Annotated in this window: 12 protein-coding genes; 3 read left to right on the top strand and 9 right to left on the bottom strand. The window is 43.4% G+C overall.

Annotated elements, in window-relative coordinates:
- Nucleotides 1-68: 68 nt before the first annotated feature.
- Complete coding sequence (locus JMX95_RS12820; protein WP_201561002.1) at nt 69-356, bottom strand: hypothetical protein; 288 nt, start codon at nt 354-356, stop codon at nt 69-71.
- A gap of 377 nt (nt 357-733) precedes the next feature.
- A complete protein-coding gene (locus tag JMX95_RS12815) occupies nt 734-1,267 on the bottom strand; it encodes a DUF2058 domain-containing protein (RefSeq protein ID WP_087814189.1) in 534 nt (177 codons plus the stop codon).
- A 361-nt stretch (nt 1,268-1,628) separates the two neighbouring features.
- Between JMX95_RS12815 and JMX95_RS12810 the strand changes: the two genes are divergently transcribed.
- Complete coding sequence (locus JMX95_RS12810) at nt 1,629-2,492, top strand: universal stress protein (RefSeq protein ID WP_087814188.1); 864 nt, start codon at nt 1,629-1,631, stop codon at nt 2,490-2,492.
- Between the two features lie 124 nt (nt 2,493-2,616).
- Entirely contained in the window at nt 2,617-3,285 is a 669-nt protein-coding gene (locus tag JMX95_RS12805; RefSeq protein ID WP_087814187.1) for a cupin domain-containing protein, read from the top strand.
- A gap of 193 nt (nt 3,286-3,478) precedes the next feature.
- On the opposite strand, the gene JMX95_RS12800 is transcribed toward JMX95_RS12805, so the two are convergent.
- Nucleotides 3,479-4,222 carry a siderophore-interacting protein gene (locus JMX95_RS12800; RefSeq protein WP_087814186.1) on the bottom strand — a complete coding sequence of 248 codons (744 nt, stop codon included), beginning with the start codon at nt 4,220-4,222 and terminating at the stop codon, nt 3,479-3,481.
- Between the two features lie 105 nt (nt 4,223-4,327).
- A complete protein-coding gene (locus JMX95_RS12795; protein WP_087814185.1) occupies nt 4,328-6,541 on the bottom strand; it encodes a TonB-dependent siderophore receptor in 2,214 nt (737 codons plus the stop codon).
- A 355-nt stretch (nt 6,542-6,896) separates the two neighbouring features.
- Between JMX95_RS12795 and JMX95_RS12790 the strand changes: the two genes are divergently transcribed.
- Nucleotides 6,897-8,399 (top strand): PepSY-associated TM helix domain-containing protein, encoded by a 1,503-nt coding sequence (locus tag JMX95_RS12790; RefSeq protein WP_087814184.1) that lies wholly within the window; start codon nt 6,897-6,899, stop codon nt 8,397-8,399.
- Between the two features lie 121 nt (nt 8,400-8,520).
- Here JMX95_RS12790 and JMX95_RS12785 read toward each other — a convergent pair whose 3' ends face one another.
- The 5 genes from JMX95_RS12785 to JMX95_RS12765 all read right to left on the bottom strand — a co-directional run bounded on the left by JMX95_RS12785 (nt 8,521) and on the right by JMX95_RS12765 (nt 17,963).
- Nucleotides 8,521-10,233 carry a multidrug ABC transporter permease/ATP-binding protein gene (locus JMX95_RS12785; protein WP_087814183.1) on the bottom strand — a complete coding sequence of 571 codons (1,713 nt, stop codon included), beginning with the start codon at nt 10,231-10,233 and terminating at the stop codon, nt 8,521-8,523.
- 112 nt (nt 10,234-10,345) lie between these two features.
- Nucleotides 10,346-12,634 carry a TonB-dependent receptor gene (locus JMX95_RS12780; protein ID WP_087814182.1) on the bottom strand — a complete coding sequence of 763 codons (2,289 nt, stop codon included), beginning with the start codon at nt 12,632-12,634 and terminating at the stop codon, nt 10,346-10,348.
- Between the two features lie 303 nt (nt 12,635-12,937).
- Nucleotides 12,938-14,065, bottom strand: a complete 1,128-nt coding sequence (locus tag JMX95_RS12775) for a siderophore-interacting protein (protein ID WP_201561001.1) — start codon at nt 14,063-14,065, stop codon at nt 12,938-12,940.
- 355 nt (nt 14,066-14,420) lie between these two features.
- Complete coding sequence (locus JMX95_RS12770; protein WP_193013477.1) at nt 14,421-15,680, bottom strand: HmuY family protein; 1,260 nt, start codon at nt 15,678-15,680, stop codon at nt 14,421-14,423.
- 102 nt (nt 15,681-15,782) lie between these two features.
- Nucleotides 15,783-17,963, bottom strand: coding sequence for a TonB-dependent receptor plug domain-containing protein (locus JMX95_RS12765; protein WP_087814179.1), 2,181 nt, complete (start codon nt 17,961-17,963; stop codon nt 15,783-15,785).
- Between the last annotated feature and the right edge of the window lie 443 nt (nt 17,964-18,406).

The raw sequence follows: 18,406 nt of genomic DNA, 5'->3' as shown, positions 1-18,406 counted from the left end.
TGGATGCAAAATGACTTATCCAAATTGTTTTATGATATTTGTCCTAGTCATAACACTTTTATTTTGAACTAACTATATAAGCCAAAGGTTGAGAACGTTGAAATCGCATGAAGTAGCAAGATAATGCCGTAAGTCCAAGTTTTGAAGAATCCTGTGACAAATAACAGAATGAGGATGAATTGAGCCGCGCCAATGACATAAAACACGGTGTCGCCTATACTTTCAAAACCATAAAAACTAGAAAAGACGCCTGCGGCATGATCAGGATTAATCAGCTTATCTAAAGTCCAGACTAAAAAAACAATGAAAATACCCAGTCGAAGCAATAACAGTGAAAGAGGGAGATGTTTTGGCATAAGTTATTTATTCTTAATAAGCGTTAAAAGTGAGTGCAAAAGAGCTTGGCAAGTCTAATCAATGAAATATCTGGCAATGACTACTATTGTCAGGCAGTAAGCATGAATAAAGTGTTTATTTTGAGTGATTACTCAAAATTAGACAAAATATTACCGCTCAGTAGGTTAATAAACCGCATTGTAGTTGTTATTGAGTGGTTGTTCAAGTTCGTAGCCTCAAGCATGCTACTGTTCCAGAGCATCGTTACGTTTTTCAACCAAAGCAGCAATGCTGGGTTAAAGGTGGTCGCTTTTCGTACAATAAAAAGCCCTTCATAGACTGGGATAGTCCATGAAAGGCTTTTGGCTTATATCATAAGTATGATGAAATTAAGCGGTTACCACATCAAATCATCTGGAATCACATAGGCGGCATAAGGATCATCTTCTGCCAGTACTTCTTCTGATGTATCGTTAGACACGACCATGAAGCCCTCCATTTTTGCATCGATGCGATCTGCCAACGGACGAGGAAGTAGGGCATAGCCTTCTTCTAAGCGTGCAATCACCACATGACCGGCGACGATTTGGTCATATAGTTTTTGAGTGACAAAGATTTTTTTGACCTTAGCATTATCGACAAATTGATAATTAACATCGCCATTGGTATCGGCAATCTGATGCTGCTTAATCATTTGGACGATATTAGCCTTGAGCATCTTCTCTTCTAAAATACGTTGCTTTTCTTGATTGAGCTTTTGATCTTTCTCTAGTTTTTTTGCTTGGGCTTCTGCCAACGCTTTTTTCGCTTCCATGCTTTCTGAGTCACCAGTACGCTTGGCATGCTGAGTCTGCTTGCTGATTTTCTTGGCTTTTTTGCTATCCACCAATCCCGCTTTTAATAACTGAGCCTGTAGGGCATTTTTTGCCATAATTCCATCACCTAGATAAGGATACTTAAATCATAAATGCTAAAAAACCATTGTAGCAAAATTCGCTACGGCATGTTGTTAGACGATGACAAGACTTTTTTTAATTATGGTAGAAGTGGGCACACATCGCTGGCTGAAGCCGTTTAAATTGGTTATTATCAAGGCAATGGATACGCTTTTTCTGCCGTTATGTTTTTTGGTAACCATGTACTTTGGTAACCATGTACTTTGGTAACCATGTACTTTGGTAACTATGTACTTTGGTAACTATGTACTTTGGTAACTATGTTTTTCGGTGACCATATTTATAGTGGGTATAGAAAGCTGTATAGGATGAAATCGTTAAATTTAAGGACGGAATATGACAACATCACAGCACATTTTAGCCTGTATAGACGGCTCGGCAGTGACTGAATCGGTTTGTGACTATGCAGCATGGTATGCCAGTAAGTTAAATTTACCCGTAGCGTTGTTGCATGTGAGTGAGGTTCCAGCCTCGACCAGACGCGATTTGTCAGGCGCAATAGGAGTCAATAGCCGCCAGTTTTTATTGGAGGAATTGACACAGTTAGACGAGCAAAGAGCGAAGGTAGTGAACAGTTATAGCAATGCTTTGGTACAAGACGCAAAAAGCCATATTCAAGGTAACTTTACTCAGGTCGATATTCGTATCTATCAACGTCGCGGCAAGCTGTTACCTGCCATTGAGCATTTTAAAGCAGAAAATCGTGCCATCGTCATGGGACGCCGAGGTGAAGATCACAAAAGCAGCCGTATTAATATCGGTAGCCAAATCGAAACCGTTGCCCGTGCATCTGACGTTCCTATATTGATTTGCTCAGAGACGTTCAAAGAGCCTAGCTCATATATGATAGCTTTTGATGGTAGCAAAACGGCTATTAAAGCAGCATGGATGGTTGCAAGAAGTCCTGTATTAAAAGGATTGCAAGGTCATATCGTCATGATAGGCAATCATAATGACGCGTCAAAACAAAGCTTAAGCGCCGTAGCGGCACAATTGGAGGACGCAGGTTTTAGCGTAGCGGCACATCATTTATCTGCCTCCGATGCCGTTGACGGCTTGTTAAGGTTTCAGGTAGAAAACAACATTGATATCATGGTGGTGGGTGCTTATGGACATTCGAAATTGCAACAATTATTTCTTGGTAGTACCACGACAGAAATTATCGCCAGCACGCTATCTCCTGTGATTTTAGTACGTTGAAAACTCGGTAAGGTTTATAATAGCGAGGTGCAATCATTGCGCCTTTAGCTGTCGATAACGTTCAATAATCATATCTGACGTTTGCTAAAGGATCATCTCATCATACTATTTTTGGACATGGCTTATGCTTATTCATGCAGACTTTACTCGCCGCGCTGCCCTTACACCTGAGCAACACCAGTGGATTAAGTCACCACAAAATAGGGTAGAGCGCGTGATGCTTGACCGTGTGGGTGCAGAAAAAGCACGTGCCACTAGCCTTGTACGCTATGCGCCCAATTCTTATTTTCCGCATCATCTACATCCGGGTGGTGAAGAGATTTTAGTATTGTTAGGTACTTTTTCTGCAGATGACAAACATTACCCAGCAGGTTGGTATTTGCGCAATCCACCGACCTCAGGACACAAGCCCTATAGTGATGAAGGCGCAGTGATTTTCGTCAAGCTACGTCAAATGCCAGCTGATGAACCTCATTATGTGGCTATCGATACTAAAGATAAGGCTCATTGGCAACAGCAGGGCAGCCGTGATGTTTGTCCTCTATTCTCAGGTGATAATGAGCAAGTGAGTTTGCAGCGTATCAAGGCAGGCGAGTTACTGTTTAATGAGGCAGTCTGTGGCGGTGCAGAAATACTGGTATTAGCAGGTGAGTTGATAGATGAGGGTCAAGTTTATCAGCGCGGCGGCTGGATACGTCTGCCAGCAGGTGAGCATGCGCAAATACAGGCAGGATCTGAAGGAGCTACAGTGTATCTCAAGACAGGGCATTTAATGCAAGTGATAGGGTTGTAAGGGTAGTGATCACATTTTATGAGCAGCTCACCAGCTGCTCATATTCTACAATGTCACTATATTTTGTCACTATACTTTTATTTAGCCAACAAAAATATATAAGCAGTGGGGTAATGATTAGTAACGCAAAATTTATCAATCATTATTTAAACCGCTTTCAAAATAGTTCAAAAATACAAAACGTCATTGCTTATCATTCTATACTTTGGGCATCCTCTCGTTTGACAATTTTATGCTGGTCTTCTGTACTATCGACTTTCCAATAGCTAGATATGTACAAATGCGTTTTTGGTATTGGGCGATCTACCTTAAAGTAATGGCGTAGGGCGCGCATACTATGGAACTCGCAAGCTGCCCAAACAGCAGGTTGTCCTGCTAGCCACGTAAGCGTTTTAACGCGATCAAGTAATGGGCTAGTTTCTGCATTTGGATGCGTGTTTATCACCCAATGAATGTCAAGGTTGTCTGGCTTCTTGAGTAGTTGCTTATCTGCTTCATTGGTAATCTCAAGGACTGCATAGCCGCGTGCGTCAGCAGGTAGCTGGGCAAGATTGACGGTAATCGCCGGCAGCGCTGTCATATCACCGATCAATAAAAACCAATCAGCCTCATTGTTAATCAGCTTCTTCGGTCCAGGGCCGCCTACCAATATTTGCTCGCCCACTTGGGCGTTACGTGCCCATGCTGAAGCAGGGCCTTCTGTCTCATGCAACGCAAAATCGACATCTATTTCGTCATCACGTTGAACGCTGACGGTATAGGTGCGCATCAATGGTCGAGCCTCATCGCCTTGAGGGAATATCAGCTTAATGTACGCGCTTTCTTGATCTGCCGGAAAATCAGTCAGTCCAGCACCGCCAAGCGTGACACGGCACATATGTGGCGTGAGGTATTTACTGCCAATTACATCTAGCATTCTTGGGGTAGGTTTTGCCATATTAATACTTTCCTTCATTTAACTATTTGATAGTTTAGGTCATCATTTGAGATGAGACCACTCTATAAGATTGATATTCTCTAGTAATGGTAAGTTCTACATTGCCTAAAAATTGGCTTTTAGGCTGACGGACATTTGGCGCTCAGGTCCCATCCAGCAATTGTTAATATCATAACAAGCGCCGACATAGGTCTTATCAAAGAGATTGTTGATACTCGCGCCGACAGTGAGCATCGGATTGATTTGATAATTACCGCCAATATCTACCAAAGTCACGCTTGGTAATTCGTCTGAGTTCTGTTTGTCAAGTTGCATACCGCCTTCATAGCGTACGCCAGCATTGAGACTGAGCTTGTCTGAAGCATAATAATCTGTCCACAATGTTGCCTTGTGCTTAGCCGTTTGCGCAGGGGTATTGCCAACCACATCAGGGTTGAATTCATCTTCTGTAATTTCAGCATCGGTATAGCTGTAGCTTGCCGCGACATCTACCCAGTCGTTGAGCATGTGGCTGCCTGAGACTTCAAAGCCTTTGGAGGTGATTTCACCCGTTTGTGTTTGACTTCTATAGTTAATTTCGTCAGCCACCACGACGTTTTTTTGAGTGATATCAAATACTGCTAATGTTCCTTGTGTGGCGCGATTGGCAGAGAGATATTTGACACCAGCCTCTAGCTGATCGGCAGTCGTTGGCTTAAATGGCGCATTGGTAATAAAGTTACTACCGACCACTGGCTGAAACGACTGCGAGTAGCTTGCATAAGGAGATAGACCATTATCAAAGTCATAGATAGCTGCGAGACGACCACTGGTTTTTGAGGCATCATTGTCAATGGTTTGATCACTATAGATGGCACCTTCAGAAGCCTTTGTCTGCTTAGTGATACTATCAAAGTTATCATGACGTAAGCCTGCTACTACTATCAAATCTTGCCATTTCATTTCATCTTGTACATAAAAACCAAGTTGGCTTTGTTCAATGTCTTCATTTTGACGATAAGCCTCTAAAGGCAAGGTATCGGCATTGATTTGCGAAAAATCTGGATTGGATAAGTCAAGATTTGGCGTGCCATCTGCGCCAGCATCATAATAAGTGGCGCTACTGTCTGTCTTTTGATACTCAACGCCAAACAGTAGGTTATGTGAAGTATTAGCAGTATTAAGTTTATAAGCAAGCTGGTTGTCCGTGGTCCAGTTGCTCATGCTCTCATCGGTGGTGTAGGCCACGCGATTTAGTATCTTATCACTACCGCTTACAAACCCGCTGTTGTACATATTACGCTGCTGCGCGTCGGCGTCGGTATAGCGCGTGATATGTTTAAAGGTGAGCGTATCATTGATATCCCAGTTTATGGTAACACTTGGCATAAATACTTCTTTGCTGAAGTGATTCCACTCATCGCCGGCATAGGCGTCACTGCCCAATTTGCTATAGCTGGCATTGTAGACAGTGCCAACGGCAGGCAGTGGGGTGGAGGGCACCATTTCTGGATCATCTTGATAAAACAGATTGGCAAGAACGGACACATCTTTTGTCGGTTGCCATTCCAGTGACGGATTGATCAGTGTGCGCTCTTCTTCTGTGGTCTGCATCTGCCCGTCTTTTTGTCGTTTTAACGCCACCAGTCGATAATTGAGCGTGTCTGAGATAGGTTCTGTCGTATCGACCGCCACTTCTTTTAGGTTTTGATTACCCACTCGCAACTGTACCTCAGATGCTTGAGTGCTTTTTGGGGTTTTGGCGACTTGATTGACCATGCCACCTGGAGATGCATAGCCATAGAGTGAGGATGCTGGCCCTTTGACCACTTCGACTGCTTCTGTTGCGTAGATATCGACTTGCGGCATCAGATTCCAAGCCCCATCGTAGGGCAGTCTTAATCCATCGTAAAAATTGGAGTAAGTTTTAAAACCGCGAATATTGTATTCATCAAAGATGGACACCGTACCGCGACTCTCAGTACTCACCCCTGGCTCATAACGTAACGCTGCATTGACGCTGTCTGCTTGACGTTTTTGCAATAGTGCTTGATCGATTCTCGTATAGCTCATGGGTGCATCATTAGGATCTAACGCTGTTTTGGTGCCCGTACTGCGGTAGTTGTCGGCATAGACAGTAATGGTATCCAAGGTGGTCGATGGTGTCACGGTCTCATTATTATTAACATCATTATCAACATCGTTCTCAACACTGTTTTCGATGTTATTCGGCATTGTCTCAGCATAAGCTGCATGGCTCAAACCCATTGCCAATCCCAGTTGCACGGCGAGAGTTAAACGTTTTTGACGAATGGATGTAGACGTTGAGATAAAACGCATCATATTTCCTTGTAAGTTATCAAATACCGAAAGCGAGAGAAAAGGAATTATAACATTAATGATTATCATTATCATTAAAAATTTACAAACAAAGCGTTCTTAGTAAGATGTCGAGTGAAGTAGCCTCATTTTTAGCCATTAAGATGACTATGATGCAAACATGAAAATTGAAGAAACGCCCTAATATGACGATAATTTTTGGCTATAAACGATGGTGTTTAAATCGGTTTCCTCGTATGATGCAGCCGTCTATTTGGAATCAACTTTTAGATCAACCGGCAGACAGGATTCATTACTATTATTGATAGGTCTAGGTCGTTCATTGAGCAACCAAAGATTGTTAAAGGTCATCTTTATGAGCAAACACACAAGTCAATCAACCAATACTCAACGCTATTTTACGGTATGGCGTTGGCATTTTTATGCGGGAATGTTTATAGCACCTTTCCTAATTATCCTAGCTTGCAGCGCACTTGGCATGCTGTTGATGTCTAACATAGCAGGTCGTGATGATGATCGCCTCACCATTACCACCCCAGATTCAGTGGTGACGGCACCTATTTCTACGCAAGCTAAAAACGCGTTGAACACTTTACCTAACAGCACGCTGGTGAAATATATCGCGCCTCGTGATACGGACACCGTTGCCTTGTTTCAAGTTAAGTCAGCCAGTCATGAGAATATGGTGGCGGTGAATCCTTATACGGCTGATATCGTTAAAAGCACGCCGACTAATAGTGGTCTGTACTATACCTTTAATGATATTCATGCTGATTTACTATTGGGCAAAGTCGGTGATTATATCCAAGAAACCACTGCCTCATTGACGATTTTAATGATTCTAACGGGTTGGTATCTGTGGTGGCAAAAACGCAAATCACTCAAAGCCATGCTTATACCCAATGATGCTGTAAATAATAAGAAAAAACGCTCATTCATACGTACCATTCATGCGACATTGGGCAGTTGGATATCTGTGTTGCTACTGTTTTTCTGTATTTCAGGAATGGCATGGGCAGGCATCTGGGGCGAGCGTATGGTACAGGCTTGGAGTCAGTTTCCTGCGGGCAAATGGGGCGTTGCGCCAATGCCGCTTTCTATTGATCACAGTCAACATCATGTTGGTATGGATATGAATAACGCTGAAGCCACGCCGCACGTTCATGGAGCAACACCAGTCACAGCACCCACGCATGGTGATGCACTAAATACGGGTAGTACCAAAGATGTGCCTTGGGTGCTTGAGTTGACACCAATGCCAGCATCTGGCACGGTCGCTGGCAAGGATGGTATCGCGTCCAATATACCGATTATGATCGATACCGTAGATCGATTTGCTCGTGAGATTGGTATTGTCGGACGTTACCAATTAAATCTGCCACAGGGTAATACGGGTGTCTGGACGATTAGCCAAGACTCAATGAGCTATGATATGAAAAATCCAATGGCTGATCGTACGGTACATATCGATCGTTATTCGGGCAATATTTTGGCAGATATCCGCTTTGATGATTACAATGCTTTTGGTAAATTTATGGCGGCAGGCATTGCTATTCATATGGGGACGCTTGGATGGTGGAGCGTATTGGTCAATGTCCTATTTTGCTTATCGGTTATTGCTATTTGTGTGAGCGGTTACATCATGTGGTGGCAACGCCGTCCACGTCATGCCAGTGAAAAGGTTGGACTGAATCCACCAGCGCGTGGTCTCAGTTTTTCTATATGGTGGCCGTTTGCCATTCCTTTGTTAGCAGTGGCAATCATATTCCCGACCGCCATCATCGCGATTATTGCTATCGGATTACTAGATTTCTTAGTCATTTCACGGGTTGGGTTTTTACAGAAACTATTATTTTAAAATTAAATAAAATAAAAGAGCCATTCAAAAAGTCATTCTTATCTAAATAAAATCGGGGCAACTTTCTAAAAGATGCCCCGATTTTTTATTGTTCGCCATTCACTTTTTACTAAGCCAGTATTCACTCCAACATAGCAATGGCATCGGCACTAGCACGTTGCCGCTCTTCAGCATTTAACTCAATAAGTCTGCCTTCTTTCATCAATAATAATCGATCTGCATGCTCAAAGTAACCATCATCATGACTGATGATAAACAGCGTTTTACCCAAGGCTTTGAGTTCAGGTATCAGTGTTTGGTAAAACACTCGGCGAAAGGCAGGATCTTGGTCAGCCGCCCATTCATCGAGTAGCAGTATGTTTTTTTGTTCAGCCACGGCAATGAGCATGGCCAAGCGCTTGCGTTGTCCTTGTGAGAGCTTGTCTGTCGATAATTGGTTATCAGTTACGCTGACTTTATCTTGTAGATTCAATTTATGCAGCCATGTATTTACGAGCGCTTCATCGGGTTGCTGTCCCTCTCTACCAATCAGCTGTTTAAAAAGATGCTGATCGCTAAAAATGGCAGAAAAAAGCTGTCGATAATCGGCGTTGTTTTTTGAGTTAACGAGCTGGCTATCTATTTTTACAGCACCTATGCTAGGGGTAAAAATGCCTGTAATAATCTTGGCAAGCGTAGATTTACCGCTACCATTCGCCCCGATTAAAAACACCACATCGCCACGTTTTAAGGTGAGATTAACTGATTTTAGGATATCGCTAGCATGCTCATTTTCTTTGACCGCTAGCTCATTTGCAGTGGTATCGTTACTTGCATAAAGATAGCCAATATCATTGAAGGATATGGACTGCCAGTTGTTGACCACAATATCTGTCGTAAAGGTTGGTTGGTACTCCGCCAATTCCAACGATTGTATTTTATCCAGCGCCACTTGTGCCGTTTGTAAGGTCGGATACGCACCAACGGCATGGAGGATGGGTGATTGCATGAATAGAATGGTTAAAGAAAAAGTGGTGGCAATACCCATTGGAATAGCAAGATAATTTGACACGGCAAACACCACACCAATGGCTGCGAACATCATAATATTCGACCAATTCACGGCGGATAAATGATAGGTATCCGATTTAATCACTCGATTTTGATAAGACTTGGCATGATGTAAGAAATTATTTTTATAGAGTTTTTCAGCGCGGTGTTGATTAAGCGCCAGCTCTTTGCGACCATCTATAATGGATTGATAGTCCTCATATAAAAGATCATTGATCTCTCTGAGCTCTCTTAAATGAGTATAGACATGCTTCACTAAAATGGTGCTTATCCAAATCGTCATCGCAATCCAAAACATGACAATCAATAATAATGGCAGCGACAACCAGCCTAAATAAAGGGCGACACCAACCGATAAAATAACACCTTGCACCAGCTCTGGCATACGCACAAAGGCGACGGTAATTGATTGAATATCTGAGGATAAGCTGGCGAGCAACCGTGCGCTACCCAAATGGTCTATTTGCGGAACTTTGGTGTCGATGATTTGTTTGACCAGCTTGGTTCTAAGCTCGTAGACGAACTGATGCCCTAAACGAGTCAGTGCATATTGTGATGCGAAGGTCGTGACTAACAGCAGCACCACCAAAGCTGAAAATTGACCCAAACTTGCCCACGATAAGGTATTAAAAACAGGCTGACTGATAAAGGTGTGATTGATATAGGCAATGATGCCCACACTGACCGCCGCATTCACCAAATTAAGGAAAATAACTTTAAGAAAGGGCAGGCGATAGTGTGCCCAAATCATTTGATATAAAGAAACAGTGGCGTGAGAGGACATAATGGCTCAATAATAGAATGGTTTTTTGCGTATTTTTGATGGCATAAAAGGGAGTAGGTTGTGCCTAATCCCTTTTATCTAAGTCTTATAAACGTGGTTTAATCTGCATGTCTTAAAAGTCGAAAGTCGCTGATACTTTTAGGGCAGTAGGCTCACCGGCATTTAAATAACCAGCACCCGCATAACCACCCACTGATTGCCAATAGTCTTCACCAGTAATATTAGTAACTACTCCTTTTAGCGTCACGTCTTGTCCAGCGAACATGGTTTTGTAGCGAGCACCTAGATCTAATGTGGTATAACCATCAACTTTTAAGCTGTTGGCGGCATCGGCATAACGTGCGCCTGTGTGAATGATATCACCGGTCACCGTCATTCCTTCAACTGCCGCAATATCATATTCTAGATTGACGTTGCTTTGTAGCGTGGGCAGTCCGATGACTCGGTTGCCGTCGAACGTCACATCGCCCGTGTCTTTTTGCTCAGCCTTTAAGTAAGTAACACCAGCATTGAAGCGCATGTTTTCGTTCGGGCTACCAAATACAGTCAATTCCACCCCTTGATGTCGATTTTCTCCAGCAGCGGTAAACGTGTTTGAGTCATTGATATAAGCACGCGGCTCATCAGTGCGGAATATCGCCAAACTACTGCCAATCAGACCATTGTCATACTTAACACCAACCTCAGTTTGCTCACTCACATAAGGGTCTAAATTTTGACCGCCATTGGTGACAGCACCACCATTATTAGTCAGAGGTGCCCTTGCGCCTGGCGCTAGGCTTTCGATATAGTTACCATAAACAGACCAGTCCATGCTTGGTTGATAGACAATTCCAACGCTTGGTGTCCACTCGCTTTTATCGTAATCAGCCGTTTTAGCCTGAGTGTTAGGATCATAGCTGGTGGTTTTTAAACTCTGATGACGCACGCCTAAAGTAGTTTTTAGTTTGTCATCGAACAATGATATGGTATCGGCTAGCGCAAAGCTTTGGAATTGCTTCTCGTTGGTCAATTTTGGATCATCTAAGTTACCACCGAAGATTGCTGTGCTTGTAAAAGGTACCTCAGCGTAGTCAATAGGGCGATATAAATTGGTTGCGGGTTGATTACCAAAATCATAGGCGAAAGCCCCCTTTTCTTCTTGGTCATAGAGATCCGCTGCTAGTACCCAATTATGAGCCACTTCACCTGTTTGCCATTTACCACGCAGACCGAGCTCAGCACTTTGTACCAAATCTTTTCTAGAGTTATCAAAGCGATAAAACGTACCTGCACCATCAACATTGTTGACGGTTAGATTGGCCAGTGAGTTTTCTTCCTCACCACTTCGCACACCGTAAGCACCATAAGCGGTAATATTATCAGTAAAATCATATTCTCCTCGAATGGTACCGAATACATCTTCTTCATCTGAATACGTCCAAGGCTGCGCCCAATTTTTTGAGCCGTCTGGTGCTTTTGGTACTCTAGAAACACCAGCAAGTGTGACACTAGGGCGGGTCTCTTTGAGTTTGTTGTCTTGCCAGCCCAAATCAGCTGATAATCGATACTGATCGCCTCTATAATCTAGTCCTAACGCTGCCAGACCCAGTGTTGAAGATTCATCATCAATCGCGCTGTCGCCATCTTGATAAGCAGCATTAAAGCGAATGCCAAACGCATCATCAGTACCAAAGCGATCACTGACGTCTACGGCAACTTTGCCTTGATCACCTTGACCATAACCAAGCGTTAGTTGACGTAGTGGGTCATTACTGGCGCGCTTAGGTAATAGGTTAATCGTACCACCGGCATTGCCACCACTGGGCGCTGCGCCATTGAGCATGGCAGATGCCCCGCGCTGAACCTCGACACGCTCGAACAATTCCGTTGCGATATACTGCCTTGGCAATATGCCGTATAGACCGTTATACATGGTGTCATCAGAGGTTGTGACAAAGCCGCGCATAAAGTACGCTTCTTGAAAGTTGCCAAAGCCTCTAGCGACACGAACAGTCGGGTCTTTTTTGAGCAGGTCGCCCACACTTTGGGCTTGTTGATTGCCGATATACTCATTGGTATATGAGGTAGTGGAGAACGGCGTGTCCATGATGTCTTGATTGCCCAAGATTCCGACACGGCTTCCTGTCGCTACTTGACCACCTTCATAGGCATCTGGCAACCCATCGGCTGATGCATCAGCACTACTGGTCACGACAATCTCATCGAGTACCACGCTTGGGGTATCGGATTGAGCGTCAGCACTTAAATCTGCTTGTGCCCACGCGATTTGGCTTGCACCCAGTAGTATTACCGATGTGGACAGACAAGATGAGCACAGTGATTTTAATGACAAGGGATGGCGAGACATATTCAATAGAGTAGGGCGAAATAAAGCAGAGTATAAGCGAGACAGTTGCATGAATATTTCCAGCACATAGATTAAATGCTTATTATAATGATAATCATTTTCATTACAATATATTACTGGATTAAATCTCAATATATTTTTATCGTGTTAAGTGTACGTTTTTGTTAGGAAAAAAAGTAAGTCGTCTAAAGTTGATTAATTACACTACGTTGATTAGTCGCGCTACACCAGCAGCAACGATTGTTATTAGCTCAATTTAGAAGTCAGCACAAGTGGTTAGTAAGTGGCTAAATGCCTATTATTTATTAAATGCTTGCTGTTTATAGAAAATACCATTTACAAAAAACATAATGATTATTGCGCACGCCAGTAGACTTTAATGACCATATCCTGACGTGATAATCCAAGATTTGCCTTTAGTTGCTGTCGCAATGATTTGATATCCGCTGCTTCCAGCGCGCCCCATACTTTGTCAATATTGACAGGCAGTCGCGCAAATTGTGTATTTAATAATGCCATTATTTGTTCAGTAATATCAGTTGTTGGGGTATTAACCAGCTGGCACACATTATCTTGCAAAAAATGCGTATTATGGCGTAGTTGATTACTGAGTGTGAGGGTGTGTAAGTAACGGATATCGTCTGGATCATTAGTGATGGCAATGACGAGGGGCGGCAATGGATTCTGCCAGTTTTCCAATAGATTGGCCACCGTAGGCAAAGAGGTTTCATCACAGATGAGTAAGCACTGACCAGTGCTGAGATGTTCTATTTTCTCTGGATATTCACGTACTGTTTTGATTTGACTGCCACAGTTAAGTGCGCGCGCCCAACTGCCTCCTGCCGTATCGCCATGAATATAAACGTCTATCCACGCTTGGACAGACGAGCTGCTCGAATCTCGCCATGCTTTTCGCAAGGTATAGTAGCGCTGCAAAGGTTTGTCGCTATCTTTGGGCTGGTGTTTTGTAGCAGATAGAACGTTCGCATCCAGCTCAAACAAATACGCGTAGCCCGGATGAGAGAGTGGCGTACTATCAGGTGCGGTTACCAGCAGTCGATACATATTGGGGCTGGCATAATAGCCATTAATGACCGTAAAACGCTGTTCTTGAAGCTTGATCGTGCGCTTGCCAAGCTTATTGGCAGAGGTTTGCAATAGCGTTATATATTGCTCCTGTAGCGTCATAGAGTCACTAATAGGAACTGTAAAATCAATAAAATATTGACGGCTGAGCTTGCTGCTGTTTGTTAAGGTATCGTCGTCATGATGGGCGGTTGTGACATCCATTAATATCCCATCAGTATACAGCTCTGCTATCGAGGCGATCTCGTGCTCACTCACTGCCGTGTTAGTAAAGGCATTGATAAACATCGCGAGTTCATCTTGATGCTCTTCATTGACATGACTCATAAACTGGGCTTTGTCAGCCATGTCGAGCGGTGTTTTATCGAAATCGTACTGAGTAAGTGGTTGAGCCATAAAATGTCGTCCAAGCCAAAATTCAAATAATTGTTCAGTAAAATTTTTTAATTAATAAATGATTGATTGGCTGCTGATTAAGGGCAAGATGGAAATGTAATAGTTAATAAGCATAAAACATGCAAATGTTAATGATTATTAATATCACCTATATTTTTATTACGATAATATACCATAGGTTAATTTATTTACAATCATAAAAGGACAGGTGTTATCGAATGACTAATATTTTTCTTGTAATAATTGGCAGTGGTGACTCTTAGACTGTGTATAAACGTTATCGCCCAACCTATTTTTGTAAGGTCTGATAGCTTACAAAAATGAGTTGGGCGAGCTAAAGTCGAACAGTAGAGTGTTAAGGAGCAGGCTGAATGTCTATTTTAAATTCCCATGAGGTCGCAGTCGTGGCTGAGCTATCAGGATAGTTGATTTTATCCAAACGCACGCGTGCATAGCTATTGCCTTCAGCAGATCTAATGAGCGCGCCTTGAGCGCTGTCAACCGCTTTGGCATTTAGTTGATGGGTCATGCCATTGTAGGTATACCAGCCAAAGTCTAAGTTCGGGAAACTGCCGGTATAAGCAGGATTGAGATCTGAGCCTTTACTGTCAATAACCCAGCTTCTAGCACTCAGCGGTTTATCATATACAGCGGTGTTGGTAAGGTCGGCTAAAGTAGCCGCGCTACCATCGCTGGTAAATTGACTGGTAATCGGTTTACCTTGCGCATCATAATATCCGGCTGGTGTGGCGGCAAGATAACCGCCAGTTTTACCACTGCCCGAATCCCCACCATTTAAAATCACATCATTACGCTTAAAGCCAATCTGCCAACTGCTGTTTTTATCGCTGCTACTTTTTCCTGTAGCTAAATCAAAATAGACCCAATTATCATTGTTTGAGGCATCGATGGTTTTCGTCTGTACCTTATTCGGTAGCGCAGTATCAATCCAGCGCAGAGTAGGGTGGCCAGAGGCACCAGTATCATTATAATAATTGGTAATCTGCATGGCATAAATAGGCTGCTGGACGCTGCTGTCTGTCATGGCGCTGCTATTATCTGTGGTGACAAGATAGACGCGATTGTTCGGATATAGCTGATGGTTGCCTTTTAAATTGTATTCAAACCACGGCTGTGCATCAAATATACCGCCACTACGGTCTTCATTGTAGTGCATGGTAATATCACGTTTGGTATCAGGGTCTTGAGTTGCATTGCTATAACGGCTCAGATCTGACCAATCGATCAAACCAAAAACGCCGCCCAAACCTGCGCCAGAATCACCGCTATTTGACCAAAGCTTAACCGAACGCGCTTGGTTATCAAACTTGATATCCCATTTATCTTCAGCACACGAGCTTTCAACTTTGGTATCAAAGTCATAACAGGTCGCAGTATTAGGCGCTAGATTGGTGACTTGCCAAGTAGCCGTTTCGCTAAAGCTGGCACTGCTCACAGGCGGGGTAGTGCCGCCATTACCGTTACTGTCACTGTCACTACTGGTGCCATCACCGCCACCACCGCAGCCAGTCATGCTGAGTGCTAAAATACTGCCACTAAACAGTAATGCCAATTTGGTCGGCTTGGTGTGAATTGCTGGGGAAATGGGGGTCATATCAGCTTCCTTGAAGGTTGTGGTTTCAGATAGAGGGTACAAAATAAGGGTAAAAATAGCGGTACAAATACACTTGCTTTAGAATGATTGTGAATCAAAGGCTTACCAATGGTAGCTGGCGCCAAGTAACCACTCGCGATTATCAATGGGACGGTAGTCACTGGTATCGGTGACATCACGCTGCACATCAAAGATATTATTAATCGCTGCATACAAGCTCAAGTTTGCAGTGGCGTCATAATTGAGCTTGCTATCGAGTGTCCACCAAGAGGGTGAATACGCTTGCTCGCTGGTACTAATCAGCTGTTTGGATTCATAATTGAGGCGCGGGATCAGCTGTAATTTGTCATTGATTTGATAATCTAGTGCCAGCATCGCTTTGTGATTGGGCTTATAGGTCAGCTCGGTATCGGTGACATTGTTATGCGTCTTGAGGTAAGCGTAGCTGGCTTGTAGTTTGGCGCGCTCGTCCACTTGCCAGTCAAGGCCAATATCGCCGCCATAGGTTTTGGCACTATCGACGTTCATATATTTATAAATGGCGATATTGCCTTCAAAGCTCGCATTGTCTTCATCGGTCTGAATCAGATCATCTATCTCGTTATAAAAACCATTAACCGTCAAATTGACACTATCGCTCAGCTGACCTTGATAGCCGATTTGGTAACTGGTTGAGGTTTCAGGCTGCAAGTCGGGATTACCCATGACTTTATAACCCAAATTGCTATGGTCAAAGACGTAGTAGCGTTCTTTTAGGTTGGGCACGCGATAACCACCGCCAATACTGCTACGAAAGACATGGTCGCGACCGCTTGCATCCAAATGGTTGTATTTGAGTGATACCTTTGGCGCCATATGGCCACCAAAGTCTTCATCGTTTTGATAGCGAATACCGCTCAACACCTCCCAGTTATCACCAATCAGCCAATCATCTTGTATATATAGCTCGCCGACATCACGGCTAACGTTATCGCTGATAAGCTCGCTGGATTGATTTTTCGTTTGGCTTAACTTGTCTTGCTGAACCTGACCGCCAACTTGAATAAGATGAATGTGCTTATCGGATAGTAATAGCTCAGGTAGGTCGAGCTGCGCTTGCGCCAGCGTGGTACTGATGTCTGTATCACGGGCGCTGGTGATAGTTTGCTGTGTTTTAGTATTGGATTCGCTTTGATATTCTTCATGCAGGGCTTGTGCGGACAACCGATAACTTTTGCTGCGATTATCCACATGCGGCGTGATATCAGCGCGCGCACCAACACTAAAGCGCTGCTTAGTAATGTGCTCATCTCGTTGCTGTGCCAAATAGCGCGGCGCCACATAATAATTAAAACGACTAACATCGTCTTCTTTATAGTGGTTGGCCTCTAACCAATATTGAGCGTTTTTGACCATTCGGCTATCGTTGTTACTATCGTCATTGTCTGATATGCCTTTACCGTCCGGGTGGTAGCTAAATCGGGCACTGACTTGTGATTGCTCGCTGGCATCTTTTAATCTGGGCCATGCTTCATGATCTAAGCTTAAACCATCATTGTCCAGATACGAGCCTGATAGACGCGCGTGAAAGCGCTGGTTTTTATCCAAAGCCCCTTCCACGCTGGCTTCTACATAGCGCTTATTGGCATCTAGCTTTCTACCAGATGGATTTTGCTGCCCATTGCTGGCAATCTCGGTGGTGATATGTCCTGTTGCCGCGCCAATGGGTTTGGTGATGATATTAATGACGCCACCCATCGCCGCGCTACCAAACTGCGCTGACGCCGCTCCTTGCACCACTTCTATTTGTTCGATATCCATATTCATATATTGATTCAAGTTTACTGTCGAGCCAGTGCTGGCTGTGATCGGTAAACCATCAATCAACACCAATACTTGATCACCTGTGAAGCCTTGCATGCTGACTTCGTAACCTGTCTTGCCGTGGACTTCACGTAAGTAAACATTGGGCAACAAGGCTAGCGCTTCTTTTAAAGTATGCGCATGGTTGTCATCGAGCTGCTGGCGACTGAGTACTTGCAGGGCAACTGGCGCATCACTTAAAGCGCGCTCAGAGCGAGTCGCCGTTACCACTATAGGGTCTAAACGTGTGCTCGGCATGGCTGCATCGTCGGGCATATCACCATTCGTCTCTGCAAAAATTGGCGCTGCTTGGGCTGAAACTGACGTGAATGCAAACAATGCTAATGCCACACTTATGGCTAGTGGGCTACGACGCAGCGGTGAAGGATGGGTGTTTAGTCCCGTATGAGTCAACGATAAATTAAACGCTAAAATTGACATAAATAAAACAGCCATCGTAAAAAGAGAGAGTAAGAAAGTCGTGTTACTTAAAGACCTTTTGCTACAAAAAGAGTGATCTAAAGCGACCTTTTCATAGTATTAATTATTAAAGGTTTGGTTACTTGATTCACTAGATTAAGTAACAAAGCCCAGATATAGTATTTCAAACGATAATAATTATCAATATGTAAATGATAATTATTATTATTTACAAAGTGAAAAAATGTTGCCATAATGATTTCGTCCGAAGCCTAGAGACAAAATTATAAATGATGAACTAGCAGCGATAATTGCTAACAGCCTGCTTGATAAATACATCCTTGCTGCATCATTGCAAGCATTGTAGTACAGCAGGCATTGGTTTTATCAAATATCAATCATAGTCATCGTCTCTGCTATTTTCTGAAGATATTCATATCTCAATACTACATAGCCAAGATCAT

Source organism: Psychrobacter sp. NC44 (genome assembly GCF_904846655.1).
In the GTDB taxonomy this organism is placed as follows: Bacteria; Pseudomonadota; Gammaproteobacteria; order Pseudomonadales; family Moraxellaceae; genus Psychrobacter.
The sequence above is the reverse complement of the archived record's forward strand: the minus strand, read 5'-3'. Positions and strand labels throughout refer to the sequence as shown.